Below are 14,081 nucleotides of genomic sequence, written 5' to 3'. Positions count from 1 at the left end.
TTTTTTGTGGTGATTTATACCACCTGTTGATTGGAGCAAAAGGCGTGAGAATCCGTGCAAAGAGCAGCGGGGCAGGTGCTCTGCATGTGCAAAGGCCAGCGCTTGGATAAGCGAACGGCTGAAGCGGAAATCATCAGCCAGGTTTAACAGAGCTTTTTGTTTGATTTGATCGATGGCAATAAAATCAAAAAAACGGGAGAGGCACGCGGGCTCCTTAATTATGATCCCCGGTACACGCAAGAAGATATTCTAAAAAATTACATAATATGAAACTTTTTCTTTACATATACGTATTAAGAGCAGACAAAGAAAAGGGGGCGGTACGAATGACCTTAAAGCGATTGTATACACTAACCGGGCTTGCCGCTGCGGTAGTCATTGCTATTATCCTGGCATTCACAACATGGTTTACAGTCGATGAATCCGATCAGGCTGTCATTATTACACTGGGAGAAGTGCAGAATACCGTTACAGAATCAGGCCTGCATGTCAAATGGCCATGGCCGGTTCAACGAGTTGAAAAGCTTTCCAAAGAAACGTTCAGTCTGCAGTTTGGGTATGAGGAGAAGGATGGGGATGTAAAAGATTTTCCCGCTGAAACGAAAATGATCACCGGTGATGAGAACATTGTGCTGGCGGATATGGTCGTACAATGGAAAATTTCCGATCCTGAAAAGTTTCTTTTTTCATCAGAAAAACCGGAAGAAATCTTATATGACTCTACTTCAGCTTCCTTAAGGAGCATCATCGGCAGCTCGAAAATTGATGACGCTCTTACATCAGGGAAAACCGCTATAGAAAAGGACGTTCAGCAGCTGCTTGGAGAACTGATAAAAAAATACGATATCGGTATCTCAATCCTTGCCGTCAAGCTTCAGGATGTAGATCTGCCTAACGAAGAAGTGCGGAAGTCCTTTACAAATGTAACCGATGCCAGAGAAACAATGAATACGAAAATAAACGAAGCAAAGAAATATGAAAATCAGAAAAGAGAAGAGGCCCTTGGAGAGAAGGATGCCATCATTTCTAAGGCTGAAGGGGACAAGACAGCCAGAATTCAGAAAGCAATTGGAGAAGCCTCTAAATACACAGCATTGTACACGGAATATAAGAATTCAAAAGAAGTTACGCAAAAGCGTCTGATTCTGGAAACCGTTGATCAGGTTTTGCCAGACGCACAAATTTATTTCATGAAGGACGACGGCAGCACGATGAAATATCTGCCTATAACCGATCCGTCAAAAGCAAAGGCAAGTGAAGTGCCTCCTGCAGCAGAGGAAGGGAGCGGTAAAGATGGAAAGTAAAAATGTAGTCAATTTTAAGGGAAAAATGCCTCCCGTCTATACAAAATACATTCGTTTTGGGCTCTTCCTTGTTGTCATTGCGGCCATTTTAATTCTTCTTTTAACCAACGTGTTTATCGTTAAGGAGAACGAATACAAAGTCGTAAGACAGTTTGGGGAAGTGGTGCAGATTATAGAAGAGCCGGGCCTGCACATGAAAATTCCGCTAGTACAGTCCGTGACTTCGCTCCCCAAATATCAAATGACCTATGATGTGGAAGAAGCGGAAATTAATACCCGCGATAAAAAACGGATGATTATTGATAACTATGCGGTCTGGAAAATTGATGACCCGAAAAAGCTGATTTCAAATGCCCGTACAATCGTGAATGCCGAAGCGAAAATGGCTGAATTTGTATTCTCCTCCATCCGGTCCGAGCTCGGACAGCTGAACTATGATGAAATCATCAATGATGAAAAATCTTCAAGAGGAAGCTTGAATGATAAAGTGACGGATATAGTCAATAATCTGCTTGAGAGAGACCAATACGGAATTACCGTAACGGATGTCCGAATCAAAAGAACAGATCTGCCGGAGGAAAATGAAAAATCCGTCTATACGAGGATGGTTTCAGAACGGGATTCCACTGCTCAGGAATACTTATCTAAAGGCGATGCAGAGAAGAACCGGATCACGGCCAATTCCGATAAGCTGGTGAAGGAAACACTGGCCAAAGCGGAATCAGAGGCAGACATCATCAGAGGCCAGGGGGAGCAGGAAGCAGCAAAAATCTATAACGAAGCTTACTCAGCCGATGCAGGTTTTTACAGCCTGTACCGGACGCTTGAATCCTATAAAAAGACAATTGATGGAGAAACTGTTTTAATCATTCCTTTGGATTCTCCATATGCTCAGACGCTGCTCGGGCAGACGGACTGAAAATAGAGCCGCCGTTTTTCTTTCTCTGTCATCTCATGATAGAATATGAGGAAGAATAGGGCGGCTTTTTGCTTTTGTTTTGTTTAGTTCAGGATGATCGAACACCTGCTGGATGGAGCAGAAGGCGCAGAGTTCAGAAAGCTCAACGCCAAGCAGCAGACTGGTTTGATCGAACGATTATTTCAAAGCGCTTGCGCTTTAAGGAGGAAACATGTTGGCTGGGAAAAAATTGGTTCTGATTGACGGAAACAGCATCGCATACCGCGCGTTTTTCGCTTTGCCGCTGCTGAATAACGATAAAGGGATACATACGAATGCCGTTTACGGCTTCACCATGATTTTGAGCAGAATTTTAGAGGAGGAGCAGCCGACACATATCCTGGTTGCTTTTGATGCGGGCAAAACCACATTCAGACACAAAACGTACTCCGAATATAAAGGCGGAAGGCAAAAGACCCCTTCTGAGCTCTCTGAACAATTTCCATTCATTCATGAGCTGCTGGATGCCTACAAAATTCCCCGCTACCAGCTGGAAAACTATGAGGCGGATGATATTATCGGCACGCTCTCAAAGCAGGCTGAGGAAGACGGCTTTGAGGTGAAGGTCATTTCAGGAGACAAAGACCTGACGCAGCTCGCCAGTTCCAATGTGACCGTTGCCATTACGAAAAAAGGCATTACGGAGGTCGACTCTTATACTCCTGCTTTCGTAGAAGAAAAATACGGCCTGACCCCGGACCAAATCGTGGACATGAAAGGTTTGATGGGCGACAGTTCAGATAATATACCAGGTGTAGAAGGTGTTGGAGAAAAAACCGCGATCAAGCTGCTCAAAGAGTTTGGAACCATTGAAAACGTGCTTGCTTCCATTGACCAGGTTTCAGGGAAAAAACTGAAGGAGCGCTTGGAAATGCATAAAGAAGATGCCGTAATGAGCAAAGAGCTTGCAACCATTAACCGAACGTCTCCCATAACCGTTACATTGGATGATTTGCTTTACAGCGGGTACAGTCCGCAGGATGTTCTCCCCATTTTCAGAGAGCTAGGTTTTAAAACACTCATTGATAAGTTTGATACAGGATCTGAAACAGAAGAATCGGAAGAAATGGAGGACCTTTCCTTTGCTGCAGCAAAAGAAGTAACAGAGGAGATGCTCTCAGATGATTCGATTTTGACAGTGGAGGTCTGGAATGAGAATTATCACCGGAGCGGCATTGCAGGATTTTCCATCATCAATGATGCAGGGCGCTTCTTCCTTTCGTATGATCTGGCCATGGAGTCGGATGCTTTTAAAAACTGGGCCGAGGATCCGGAAAAAAGGAAGATCGTATTCGATGCAAAGCGCTCCATTGTTGCTCTCAAATGGAAAGGCATCGAGCTTGCTGGAGTGGACTTTGATGTACTCCTTGCATCCTACATCCTAGACGCTTCCCAAACGGTGGAGGATGTTGCCGGTCTTGCAAAAATGAATGGGATCAGCGGGGCAAGAACAGATGAATCTGTTTACGGCAAAGGGGCAAAGCGGAAGCTTCCTGCAGAGGAAGTGCTTGCCGATCATTTAGTGCGGAAAGGGGAGGCGCTGAAGCAGCTAAGCGGCAAGCTGGAGCAAAGCCTTCGTGAGAACGGACAATATGAATTGTACCATGATCTTGAGCTGCCGCTTGCAATCATTCTTGCTCAGATGGAAGCACTCGGAGTAAAAGTAGACGTCGGTAAACTGCAGGAGATGGGCGCTGATTTAACGAGCAAGCTCCAGGCTCTTGAAAATAAAATTCACGGGCTTGCGGGAGAAGCATTTAACATTAATTCACCGAAGCAGCTGGGAGTCATTTTATTTGAAAAGCTGGAGCTGCCTCCTGTGAAAAAGACCAAAACGGGTTATTCAACTTCAGCAGACGTTCTTGAAAAGCTTGCAGACCGTCATGAAATCGTCGAACAAATTTTGATTTACCGCCAGCTTGGCAAGCTTCAGTCCACTTATATCGAGGGTTTGCTGAAGGTTGTACATGAAGATACACACAAAGTTCATACGAGATTTAATCAGGCTCTGACCCAGACAGGGCGGCTCAGTTCAACCGATCCGAACCTGCAGAACATTCCAATCCGGCTTGAAGAGGGCCGGAAAATCAGGCAAGCCTTTATCCCTTCAAAAGAGGGCTGGGTCATTTTCGCTGCCGATTACTCCCAAATCGAGCTTCGGGTGCTTGCTCATATTGCCCGGGATGAGAATTTGATGGAGGCCTTCAAAAACGATATGGATGTTCATACAAAAACAGCCATGGATGTTTTTCATGTAAACATGGATGAGGTCACTCCGAATATGAGAAGGCAGGCAAAAGCCGTCAACTTTGGTATTGTCTATGGAATCAGTGATTACGGCCTGTCCCAAAGCCTTGGAATCACAAGGAAAGAAGCTGCGGATTTTATCAGCCGCTACCTCGAAAGCTTTGACGGGGTAAAAGATTACATGGATGATATCGTTAGAGAAGCGAAGCAGAAAGGGTACGTAGCCACCTTGCTTCAGCGCAGACGCTATCTGCCTGAAATTACAAGCCGCAATTTTAACCTGAGAAGCTTTGCAGAACGGACGGCGATGAACACCCCAATCCAGGGCAGTGCTGCGGATATCATTAAGAAAGCGATGATTGATATGGCTAAAGAGCTCAAGGAACAGGGACTTCAAGCCAACCTCCTTTTGCAGGTGCACGATGAACTGATTTTTGAGGCTCCGCCGGAAGAAATTGAGACACTGAAAAAACTTGTTCCTCAAGTGATGGAGCATGCGGTTGAACTGGATGTGCCGCTTAAAGTAGATTATGCATACGGCGATTCCTGGTATGACGCCAAGTAATAAAGGAAGTGATGATAATGCCGGAGCTTCCGGAAGTTGAAACAGTCAGAAGAACCCTATCCGAACTGGTGAAAGGAAAGGAAATTGAAGCGATTGAAGTAAGATGGCCAAAAATGATCAAACGGCCGGATGATGTTCTGCAATTTCAGGATGCACTGAAAGGCCAGACGATCAGGGATATTGGAAGACGCGGAAAATTCCTTATGTTTTCACTAGATGATTACGTGCTCGTATCCCACCTCCGGATGGAAGGAAAATACAGCCTTTATGAATCACAGGATGAACCGGGAAAGCATACCCATGTCATTTTCCGGTTCAAGGATGGTTCTCACCTGAGATACGATGATGTCAGGAAGTTCGGGACGATGCATCTTTTTGAAAAAGGCATGGAACAGCAGAATCTGCCGCTGTCCCAGCTTGGGCCCGAACCATTTTCAGAAGAGTTTTCTGCTGACTATTTAGCAGAAAAGCTTTCCCGTACCAATCGGATGATAAAAGTCGTCCTCTTAGATCAGCGGATTGTAACCGGACTGGGGAACATCTATGTGGATGAAGCATTATTCCGGGCCGGTCTTCATCCGGACAAGCCTGCAAAGGAATTGTCCATTGATGAAATATCCCGGTTAAAGGAGAGCGTCATATCCACCTTGCATGAGGCAGTTGAGCAAGGGGGAAGCACAATCCGCTCGTACATCAACTCTCAAGGGAAAATCGGGATGTTTCAGCTGCAGCTTTTCGTCTATGGCAGAAAAAACGAACCGTGCAAAAAATGCGGAACGTTAATTGAGAAGAAAACAACAGGCGGCAGAGGAACCCACTATTGCCCGGTTTGCCAGCCGATGGAACCAGGCATCAGTGCGGATGTGTAGCAAGCCTGTACGGCACTTCTGATGGGCATATGTCATATAATGCACGAGAACCGAAGGAAGGGGTCTGTGTTTTATATGACATCCATTTCGCTTATGATCGTGGCTTTCGCGGTTAGTTTGGACAGTTTTTCTGTAGGGTTCAGCTATGGGTTGAAGAAAATGAAGATTCCTGTAAAATCTCTGCTGATCATCGCTTTGTGCTCGGCATTCAGTTTGCTTGCGGCTATGCTTCTTGGCCACCTGATCAGTTCATTTATCGATCCGGAATGGACGAAAAGGATGGGCGGGATCATTTTGATTGCGATTGGAGCCTGGGTTTTATACCAATTTAATAAGCCGTCCAAAGATCTTTCAAAAGAAGAAAGAGAAAAAACCTTATTTAATCTGGAGATCAAGTCCCTTGGAATTGTCATCCATATCTTAAAACAGCCATCGACAGCCGATCTTGACGGTTCTGGCCATATAACAGGCATAGAGGCTCTGCTGCTGGGAGCAGCCTTATCCTTTGATGCGTTCGGTGCAGGCTTTGGCGCAGCATTGCTCGGTTTTTCGCCTTTCGTCATGAGCATTACCGCTGCTGTCATGAGCTCGGCTTTTCTGCTTGCCGGGATACAATCCGGCCATATCTTTTCCAGATGGTCCTGGATTGAAAAATTCAGCTGCCTGCCGGGGATTCTGCTGATTATTATAGGGGTTTGGAAGCTTTAAGGAGACGATATTTAATGAACATGGTGATAGGTCTAACTGGAGGAATTGCCAGCGGGAAAAGCACCATTTCCGCTTATCTCAAAAAGCTTGGCTATCCGATAGTCGACGCGGATATTATAGCGAAAGAAGCAGTGGGTCCCGGAATGCCAGCATACAAAGGCATTTTAGAAGTTTTTGGAGAAACTGTGCTGCATGCAGACGGGGCCATTAACAGGGAAAAGCTTGGGAGCCTGATATTCAGGGACCGGGAAAAACGTGGGCAGCTCAACGCCATTGTCCATCCTGAGGTTCGAAAAGAAATGCTTCGTCAAAGGGATCAATTTTTGGAAGAAGGCCATAAAGCCGTCATTCTGGATATCCCGCTTTTATTTGAAAGCAAACTGGCGCATTATGCAGATAAGAGTCTGCTCGTTTATGTAAGCCCTGAGGTCCAGCTGGAGCGCCTTATGAATAGAAACGGCTACAGTCAGGCTGAAGCCAGACAGCGGATAAACTCGCAGATGCCCCTCGAGGAAAAAAGAGCTCTGGCCGATGAAACGATTGACAACAATGGAAGGATGGAGAACAGCTTTTATCAGCTGGATGAAATTCTCAGAAAATGGAACATCCAATGACATGAACCCCGCCTTGGGCTATCGGCGGGTTCTTTGTTTTCTAAAAGGACCTAATGGAGAAGTTTTAAATAACTCTTGAAAGATTGGAGCCGCAGTTACCGGGATTTCTGTACTGACTTACGGCCCATTAGACGCAGACTATGATGGAAGGATCATACTCTTAAGGATGCTTTACAGGATCAATTAAAAAAAAGCTGGAATTGGTTGTTTTCATCTTTCCAAAAAACACAAATATGATATACTAATTACATAATTAACACTACTAGTATAACACAAAAGCGGAAGGGGTCATTTATATGAACGTAAATGTAGCCATCAACGGGTTTGGACGAATTGGGAGAATGGTGTTCCGCAAAGCGGTCATGGGAGAGCACTTTCGAATCGCTGCGATCAATGCCAGCTATCCGGCTGAAACACTGGCTCATTTGATAAAATATGATACAAATCACGGGAAGTTTGACGGGGAAGTCATTCCTGCCGGCGACCACTTAATTGTAAACGGTCACAAAATTCTCTTGCTTAATAACCGCGACCCTAAAATGCTTCCGTGGGAAGAACTAAAAGTTGATATCGTCATTGAAGCGACCGGGAAATTCAACTCTAAGGAAAAGGCGATGGACCATATCCACGCCGGGGCAAAGAAAGTCATCCTAACCGCTCCCGGTAAAAATGAAGATGTAACAATTGTAATGGGTGTAAACGAGGATATGCTGGAGGATGAGCACCAAATCATTTCAAATGCGTCCTGTACAACGAATTGCCTTGCACCGGTAGTGAAGATTCTGGATGAGCAGTTCGGCATTGACAATGGACTGATGACTACCGTTCACGCTTATACAAATGATCAGAAGAACATTGATAATCCCCATACAGATTTGAGACGCGCCCGTTCATGCGCGCAATCCATCATCCCGACAACAACTGGGGCAGCAAAAGCTTTGGCTCTCGTCCTTCCGCATTTAAAAGGGAGACTGCACGGAATGGCATTAAGGGTTCCAACGCCAAACGTTTCTTTAGTTGATCTCGTTGTTGACTTGAAGCGGGATGCAACGGCAAGCGAAATCAATGAGGCCTTTTCAACAGCCGCTGCAGGCTCTATGAAGGGCATCATCCGTTTTACCGCCGAGCCCCTCGTTTCTGTGGATTTTAATACGGATCCTCATTCGGCAATTATTGACGGACTATCCACGATTGTATTGGAAGGAAGAAAAGTGAAAGTTTTGGCCTGGTATGATAATGAGTGGGGCTATTCCTGCAGGGTGGTCGATTTAGTGAACTTGGCCGCTGCCCGCCTGAGGAAGCCTCTGAATGTATAAACAGCATCCTTGAAGGCTTAGCGATTTTTCGCTAAGCTTTTTCTATGCAGGAATTATGCTGACCGTTTTGCAGCAGAAAAATGATTTCCTGCCTCAGGATTAAGCGGCCGGGAAAAAACCGGGATCCGCTTTGAAGTCCGGCGAATTCAAAAGAATGATAAGGATCATCAGTTCATACACCATGAGGCCGCTTTACGATCAGACTCTCAAAGTTTCTGAAACTTGCAGGATGTTCTTAAAATGAGGAAAATATTTTTTGCGAAAGTCTGTTGCAAAATGATTTCAAAGGAAGTATACTATTTTTCGTGAACTTCTTGAGAGCAAGGTAATGTGGCTACTTAAAGGGTTAGGACCTCTTAGGACTAACTTTCCCCCGTGGTAGTATGGCATGCCAATGTGCGGAGAATTTCATTCATTGCCAAATATGAATAAGGGGGATCCATGACTATGGAAACAATGGGACGACACGTAATCTCAGAACTATGGGGCTGTGATTTCGATAAGTTGAACGACATGGATTATATTGAAAAAACGTTTGTAAATGCTGCTTTAAAGTCTGGTGCCGAAGTTAGAGAGGTAGCTTTTCATAAATTTGCTCCACAAGGTGTGAGCGGGGTTGTTATTATTTCTGAATCCCACCTAACCATTCACAGCTTTCCTGAGCATGGCTATGCAAGCATCGATGTATATACATGCGGAGATTTAAATCCGAATATTGCTGCCGATTACATTGCTGAAGCGCTTAGCGCCCAAACACGCGAGAATATTGAAATCCCGCGCGGAATGGGACCTGTTCAAGTGAAACAGTCTCAAGCTAAAGCTCAGTAATTTCAAAGTTTGATAAAGTCATTGGTTTAAGAGGTGTGAAGATTCTTTCACACCTCTTTTGATTATCCGGAAAAAACAGTATGATAGAGGTAAATACATATCGATGCCCGGGCTGCGGGTGTAGCAGAGGAGAAGAAGCCTTCCATGAGCCTATTTAAAAAAATTCAAGCGTTTCTTTCATCACACAGTGAAACATCTGAAGCACATATGATTAACGATCTGAGAAGCCGTTATTATAAAACGACCGCTAAAAAAGCTTTAGAGGCTGTAAAGTCGGCAGCCGCTTCAAGAGAAGGATGCACGGTTACCTCTGTATCAGAGGAGCGCGGAGAAATCAGCGTCCAGGTGAAGAAGCCGAAATCAGCGCTGCTTGTCGCCACGGTTATTTCCGTAAGGCCTTTTGAAACAGCGGTGGATTTTTCGGTCTCAACAGATACAGTCCTCCCAACTGACTTTGGCTACAGCAAGAAAGTCATCTTGGAGTTTTATCAAAAACTGGACAGTGAATTAAAATTTGTTGGATCAGGACTGAATTCCGGCAAATAATCAAACGATAGTTCATAAAGGGCTAAGCCCGGTTACCATGTATATGGATTGGAGCTGTATAAAAATGAAGTGTCCAACTTGTCACAATCAGGGGACAAGGGTGCTTGATTCCCGCCCGGTTGAGGAAGGCAAAGCCATTCGGAGACGCAGGGAATGCGAGGAATGCCAATACCGGTTTACGACCTTTGAGAAGGTCGAGGAAATCCCGCTCATTGTGGTAAAAAAAGAAGGGACCCGGGAGGAATTCAGCAGGGAAAAAATGCTGCGCGGCCTCATTAAGGCTTGTGAAAAGCGGCCTGTACCTTTGACAAAACTGGAAGAGATCGTCCAGGATATCGAAAAGGAATTGCGCAACAATGGAGTATCGGAAGTGAAAAGCGGGAGCGTGGGAGAAATGGTGATGGACCGGCTCGCCCTTGTGGATGAAGTAGCCTATGTCCGTTTCGCCTCGGTTTACAGGCAGTTTAAAGATATTAATGTTTTTATAGATGAGTTAAAGGATTTAATTAAGAGGGAAAGCAAGTAGGAGTACGGAACACGGATAATCCGGCTCCTTTTCCCCATCTTTATTCATTTGCAAAATGGGGAGGCATACGGAGTGAAGGATTATCATTGGACAGAATTAATACCCGGAGACCGGTACCGTGCAAGGTGCAGCGGCATCCTGCATGAATTTGACCGGAAGCTAGTGACCTTGCTTTACCAGCCCCTGATCGGGACCGCTGCTCTTGGGCTTTATATGACATTATGGGCAGAGCTTGAGCAGGATCGGCTTTGGGGAGAAGAGCATAGCCATCACCGTCTTATGACTTTGACCCAAATGAATCTGAAAAGCTTTTATGCTGAAAGAATCAAACTTGAAGGGATCGGTCTGCTTACATCATTTCTGCGTCAGGAAGATGGGAACAGAACGTTTTATTATGAGCTGCAGCCTCCTTTGAAGCCGGATGAATTTTTCACGGATGGCATGCTGAACATTTATTTGTATAACCGGGTAGGAAACACAACGTATATGCAGCTGAAAAATTTCTTTTCCGATGAGCCCCCTGAGCAGGCTGAAAATGTAACCCGCTCTTTTGATGAAGTGTTTCAATCTCTTCAGCCGAGTGAGCTGAGCATGCTGAATGAGGCAGAGTCCCAGCCGGACAGGCAATTTATCGGAGAAGCAAATGGCCGTGAACCAAGCCTGTCCTCTTCGGTTTTTGATTTTGATTTGCTTTTGGATGGCTTGTCTGAGTCGGTTGTTTCGAGAAAATCCATTACCGGACCAGTAAAGGAGACCATCATCAAGCTTGCCTATGTTTATGGAATCGATCCTGTTAACATGAAAAACCTGCTGATGGATGCACTGCAGCCGGATGAAACGATTGACCGTGAACTTCTCAGAAGATATGCGCGCGACTGGTACGGCTTTCAATATGGGAAGAAAACACCTAAACTTGCTGAAATCAATAAGGTGCAGCCTGCTGCAGACCGGACCGTATCTGATCAAAGCGAACCGACGCAGGAGCAAATCATGATCCGTCAGCTGGAGTCTATGACGCCTTATCAGTACATGAAGGACTTATATGAAGGTGCAGAGCCGACGCTTGCAGATCTGCAGATTATTGAAGAAGTCATGCTCCAGCAAAAACTCCAGCCGGGTGTGGCCAACGTTCTCATTAATTATGTCATGCTCCGTGCGGATATGAAGCTTTCAAAAGGATTTGTTCAGACGATTGCGGGACATTGGGCACGGAAAAAAGTAACGACAGTAGAAGGTGCCATGCAGCTTGCGAAAAAAGAACATAAGAAATACCTTGAATGGGCAGAAGGCAAAAACAAGCCTTCAGCAGGCAAGCGCAAACCGGTCCGGAGCGAGCTTTTGCCTGACTGGATGAAGGAGAAGGAACCCGCTCAAACTACCCATGAGGCACAAGCCAAATCCAGTCAGGATTCTGATCTGGAAAAAGAAAAGCAAAAAATGGCCGAATGGATTAAAAATTATAAAAAACCCCCTAATTCAGAATCCTGAACCGGATAAGAGGTGAACGTAAATGGAGCCAATCGGAAAATCAATGAAGAATGTAACGAACCGTCCTGATTTTAAAAGCCGGCTTTCTTCTCTAAAGGAAGAGGTGCTCGCCAACTCTGAAATTCAAGCCTTCATTTCGTCTCACAGCAGCTCAATAGACGAAGAAGTCATTGAACGGAGCTTAAATAAATTATATGAGTATATACAGCAAAGCAAGGAATGCCGAGACTGTCCGAGTTTGCAGCAATGCAAAAACATCATCCCCGGCTACCATCCAGAGCTGATTCTGCAGGGCAAAACCATCGATTTGCAATATGATCAGTGCCCTTCGAAAATCATGTCGGATCAGAGAAAAAAGCACGAATCTCTTATTAAAAGCCTCTACATTCCTAAGGATGTCCTTCAGGCACAGTTCCAGGATATTGAATTTGATGATCACAGCCGGGTTAAAGTGTTCGGGCTTATAAAAGAATTCATGGAAGCAGTAAATCAAAACAGCCGGCAGAAAGGAATTTATCTGCATGGAGCTTTCGGAGTTGGGAAAACGTACATTATGGGAGCAATCGCAAATGAGCTCGCTCATCAGGGCGTGCCATCCATGCTCGTCTATCTTCCTGAATTTATGAGGGAACTGAAAAACTCCATCCAGGACTCGACGCTTGAAGAAAAAATGGATGCGGTCAAAAAAGTGAAGGTGCTGATGCTTGATGATATTGGGGCGGAATCCATGTCCAGCTGGACACGGGATGAAATTCTCGGAGTAATCCTGCAATACCGCATGACCGAAAATCTGCCTACGTTTTTCACTTCTAATTTTGATTTGAAGGAGCTTGAACATCATCTTTCCTACACCCAGAGGGGAGAGGAAGAAAAAGTGAAGGCGGCCCGCATAATCGAACGAATGAAATATTTGGCGGATCCCGTCAAGCTTGAAGGATCCAACCGGCGTCAGTAGCTGTCCTTAAATAAGGGCAGTTTTTTGTTTTCCATGGTTAGAGCGTACTGCTGTTTTTGGGGGGAGCAGAAGGAAGGGGGGCCCTATTGAAAATTCCTTTAAAAACTTCTTCTAAACAAACATCTGCTTCCATATACATAAAGCAGATGTTCGCTATGAGGGGGGACAAACTTTGCTTGAAATTTCCTTTGAATCTGAAAAAATTGCTCATTCTTTATATGCTTGGCTCACAAGCAGGCCAGAGTATACGGGGATGTCCGTCCAGCAGGCTCAACCTGAAAAAATTAGGATTGCCCGGGATCCCTCTGAGAATGGGTTTGCACTCTTTCTCATTCCTGCACTCGCGGAATATATAGCTGAAAAATGGGAGAATGTATTCATGATCGAGATTCTTTCAAGTCAATACTATTTTACGGATGAGGATGAACAGCAGCAGATTTTGAGCATCGCTCACTCCATTATGGAGGGAGAACGGTCGGAGATTCCGAACATCGAGAAGTTTTCAAATAAAAGATCCTGTATTGAAGAAGCTCTCAGCCATTTTATTAAGCCTGGAATCAGTTTTTCGTTCGAGTCATTTCTTCTTTTCCGCCTTCACACGTATAAGCAGAAACTGCATAAATACGCTGAAGCAGCCATTGAGGAATATAAGCTCGAACAGGAATACCAGAACTTTATTCAGCTGCTCCGTGACTATCTCCTGCAAAAGCACCCGGTTCTGCCGGAAATTCACATCTTCCACCGCCGCCATTTTCTTCTTTACGGCGATGACTACAGCGAATTGACAGACGTGCAGCTGCGGCGCATGACGGACCGTGCTCTTCTGTATCATCATCCTGTATACATTGATACCGCGCTTCTTGCACCACTTGTAAGCATTGCTCCAAAAAGAATATTCGTCTATACAGATGACCCCGGCCACGGGATGATTCAAACCATTCAAAATGTCTTTCAGGAGAGGGTCCTGCTTCACCCCGAAGTTTCGTTTTATTTAAAATCCAAGAAAATCCCTTAATCCTGTCTTGATTTCCTGCTGGAAACAGTCTATAATCGAATCAAATTCAACCACAATCAGTTTTGATAAGGACATGAGGATGCGTGAATGGTTCCCAGAGAAAAAAGGCGCTGGCTGAAACCTTTTTAACCGGAAAGGCACA

General features: G+C 45.0%; 13 protein-coding genes. All 13 read left to right on the top strand.

Annotated features, from left to right (window positions below):
* Positions 1 to 326 precede the first annotated feature (326 nt).
* Positions 327 to 1,304, top strand: coding sequence for an FtsH protease activity modulator HflK (hflK, locus tag ACQCVE_RS07045; protein ID WP_426843653.1), 978 nt, complete (start codon positions 327 to 329; stop codon positions 1,302 to 1,304).
* On the top strand, positions 1,294 to 2,223 hold the full coding sequence (hflC, locus tag ACQCVE_RS07040) for a protease modulator HflC (protein WP_426862242.1): 930 nt from the start codon (positions 1,294 to 1,296) through the stop codon (positions 2,221 to 2,223). The genes hflK and hflC overlap by 11 nt, the downstream gene beginning before the upstream one ends.
* Before the next feature lie 211 nt (positions 2,224 to 2,434).
* Positions 2,435 to 5,074: a DNA polymerase I gene (gene polA / locus ACQCVE_RS07035; RefSeq protein ID WP_426862240.1), complete on the top strand. Its 2,640-nt coding sequence runs from the start codon at positions 2,435 to 2,437 to the stop codon at positions 5,072 to 5,074.
* 17 nt (positions 5,075 to 5,091) lie between these two features.
* A complete protein-coding gene (mutM, locus tag ACQCVE_RS07030) occupies positions 5,092 to 5,943 on the top strand; it encodes a DNA-formamidopyrimidine glycosylase (RefSeq protein ID WP_426843657.1) in 852 nt (283 codons plus the stop codon).
* Positions 5,944 to 6,018: 75 nt separating this feature from the next.
* Complete coding sequence (ytaF, locus tag ACQCVE_RS07025) at positions 6,019 to 6,651, top strand: sporulation membrane protein YtaF (RefSeq protein WP_426862369.1); 633 nt, start codon at positions 6,019 to 6,021, stop codon at positions 6,649 to 6,651.
* Positions 6,652 to 6,665: 14 nt separating this feature from the next.
* Positions 6,666 to 7,265, top strand: a complete 600-nt coding sequence (coaE, locus tag ACQCVE_RS07020) for a dephospho-CoA kinase (RefSeq protein ID WP_426862238.1) — start codon at positions 6,666 to 6,668, stop codon at positions 7,263 to 7,265.
* A 296-nt stretch (positions 7,266 to 7,561) separates the two neighbouring features.
* The gene (locus ACQCVE_RS07015; RefSeq protein WP_426843659.1) at positions 7,562 to 8,581 is read left to right on the top strand and encodes a glyceraldehyde-3-phosphate dehydrogenase; all 1,020 of its coding nucleotides are present in this window, start codon (positions 7,562 to 7,564) and stop codon (positions 8,579 to 8,581) included.
* A gap of 447 nt (positions 8,582 to 9,028) precedes the next feature.
* Positions 9,029 to 9,409, top strand: coding sequence for an adenosylmethionine decarboxylase (gene speD, locus ACQCVE_RS07010; RefSeq protein ID WP_035410928.1), 381 nt, complete (start codon positions 9,029 to 9,031; stop codon positions 9,407 to 9,409).
* A 144-nt stretch (positions 9,410 to 9,553) separates the two neighbouring features.
* The gene (locus tag ACQCVE_RS07005; protein WP_426843660.1) at positions 9,554 to 9,955 is read left to right on the top strand and encodes a cytosolic protein; all 402 of its coding nucleotides are present in this window, start codon (positions 9,554 to 9,556) and stop codon (positions 9,953 to 9,955) included.
* Between the two features lie 64 nt (positions 9,956 to 10,019).
* On the top strand, positions 10,020 to 10,481 hold the full coding sequence (nrdR, locus tag ACQCVE_RS07000) for a transcriptional regulator NrdR (RefSeq protein ID WP_426843661.1): 462 nt from the start codon (positions 10,020 to 10,022) through the stop codon (positions 10,479 to 10,481).
* 72 nt (positions 10,482 to 10,553) lie between these two features.
* Positions 10,554 to 11,969, top strand: a complete 1,416-nt coding sequence (locus ACQCVE_RS06995; RefSeq protein ID WP_426862236.1) for a replication initiation and membrane attachment family protein — start codon at positions 10,554 to 10,556, stop codon at positions 11,967 to 11,969.
* 22 nt (positions 11,970 to 11,991) lie between these two features.
* Complete coding sequence (gene dnaI / locus ACQCVE_RS06990) at positions 11,992 to 12,924, top strand: primosomal protein DnaI (RefSeq protein ID WP_426843663.1); 933 nt, start codon at positions 11,992 to 11,994, stop codon at positions 12,922 to 12,924.
* A 172-nt stretch (positions 12,925 to 13,096) separates the two neighbouring features.
* On the top strand, positions 13,097 to 13,939 hold the full coding sequence (gene ytxC / locus ACQCVE_RS06985; protein WP_426843664.1) for a putative sporulation protein YtxC: 843 nt from the start codon (positions 13,097 to 13,099) through the stop codon (positions 13,937 to 13,939).
* Positions 13,940 to 14,081 lie beyond the last annotated feature (142 nt).

Source organism: Metabacillus sp. 113a, assembly GCF_050107635.1.
Taxonomy (GTDB): Bacteria; Bacillota; Bacilli; order Bacillales; family Bacillaceae; genus Metabacillus_B.
The sequence above is the reverse complement of the archived record's forward strand: the minus strand, read 5'-3'. Positions and strand labels throughout refer to the sequence as shown.

Bases quoted from the DNA above. Each gene is read 5' to 3' on its own strand.
- hflK (WP_426843653.1), top strand. From the start codon at position 327: ATGACCTTAAAGCGATTGTATACACTAACCGGGCTTGCCGCTGCGGTA.
- hflC (WP_426862242.1), top strand. From the start codon at position 1,294: ATGGAAAGTAAAAATGTAGTCAATTTTAAGGGAAAAATGCCTCCCGTC.
- polA (WP_426862240.1), top strand. From the start codon at position 2,435: ATGTTGGCTGGGAAAAAATTGGTTCTGATTGACGGAAACAGCATCGCA.
- mutM (WP_426843657.1), top strand. From the start codon at position 5,092: ATGCCGGAGCTTCCGGAAGTTGAAACAGTCAGAAGAACCCTATCCGAA.
- ytaF (WP_426862369.1), top strand. From the start codon at position 6,019: ATGACATCCATTTCGCTTATGATCGTGGCTTTCGCGGTTAGTTTGGAC.
- coaE (WP_426862238.1), top strand. From the start codon at position 6,666: ATGAACATGGTGATAGGTCTAACTGGAGGAATTGCCAGCGGGAAAAGC.
- ACQCVE_RS07015 (WP_426843659.1), top strand. From the start codon at position 7,562: ATGAACGTAAATGTAGCCATCAACGGGTTTGGACGAATTGGGAGAATG.
- speD (WP_035410928.1), top strand. From the start codon at position 9,029: ATGGAAACAATGGGACGACACGTAATCTCAGAACTATGGGGCTGTGAT.
- ACQCVE_RS07005 (WP_426843660.1), top strand. From the start codon at position 9,554: ATGAGCCTATTTAAAAAAATTCAAGCGTTTCTTTCATCACACAGTGAA.
- nrdR (WP_426843661.1), top strand. From the start codon at position 10,020: ATGAAGTGTCCAACTTGTCACAATCAGGGGACAAGGGTGCTTGATTCC.
- dnaI (WP_426843663.1), top strand. From the start codon at position 11,992: ATGGAGCCAATCGGAAAATCAATGAAGAATGTAACGAACCGTCCTGAT.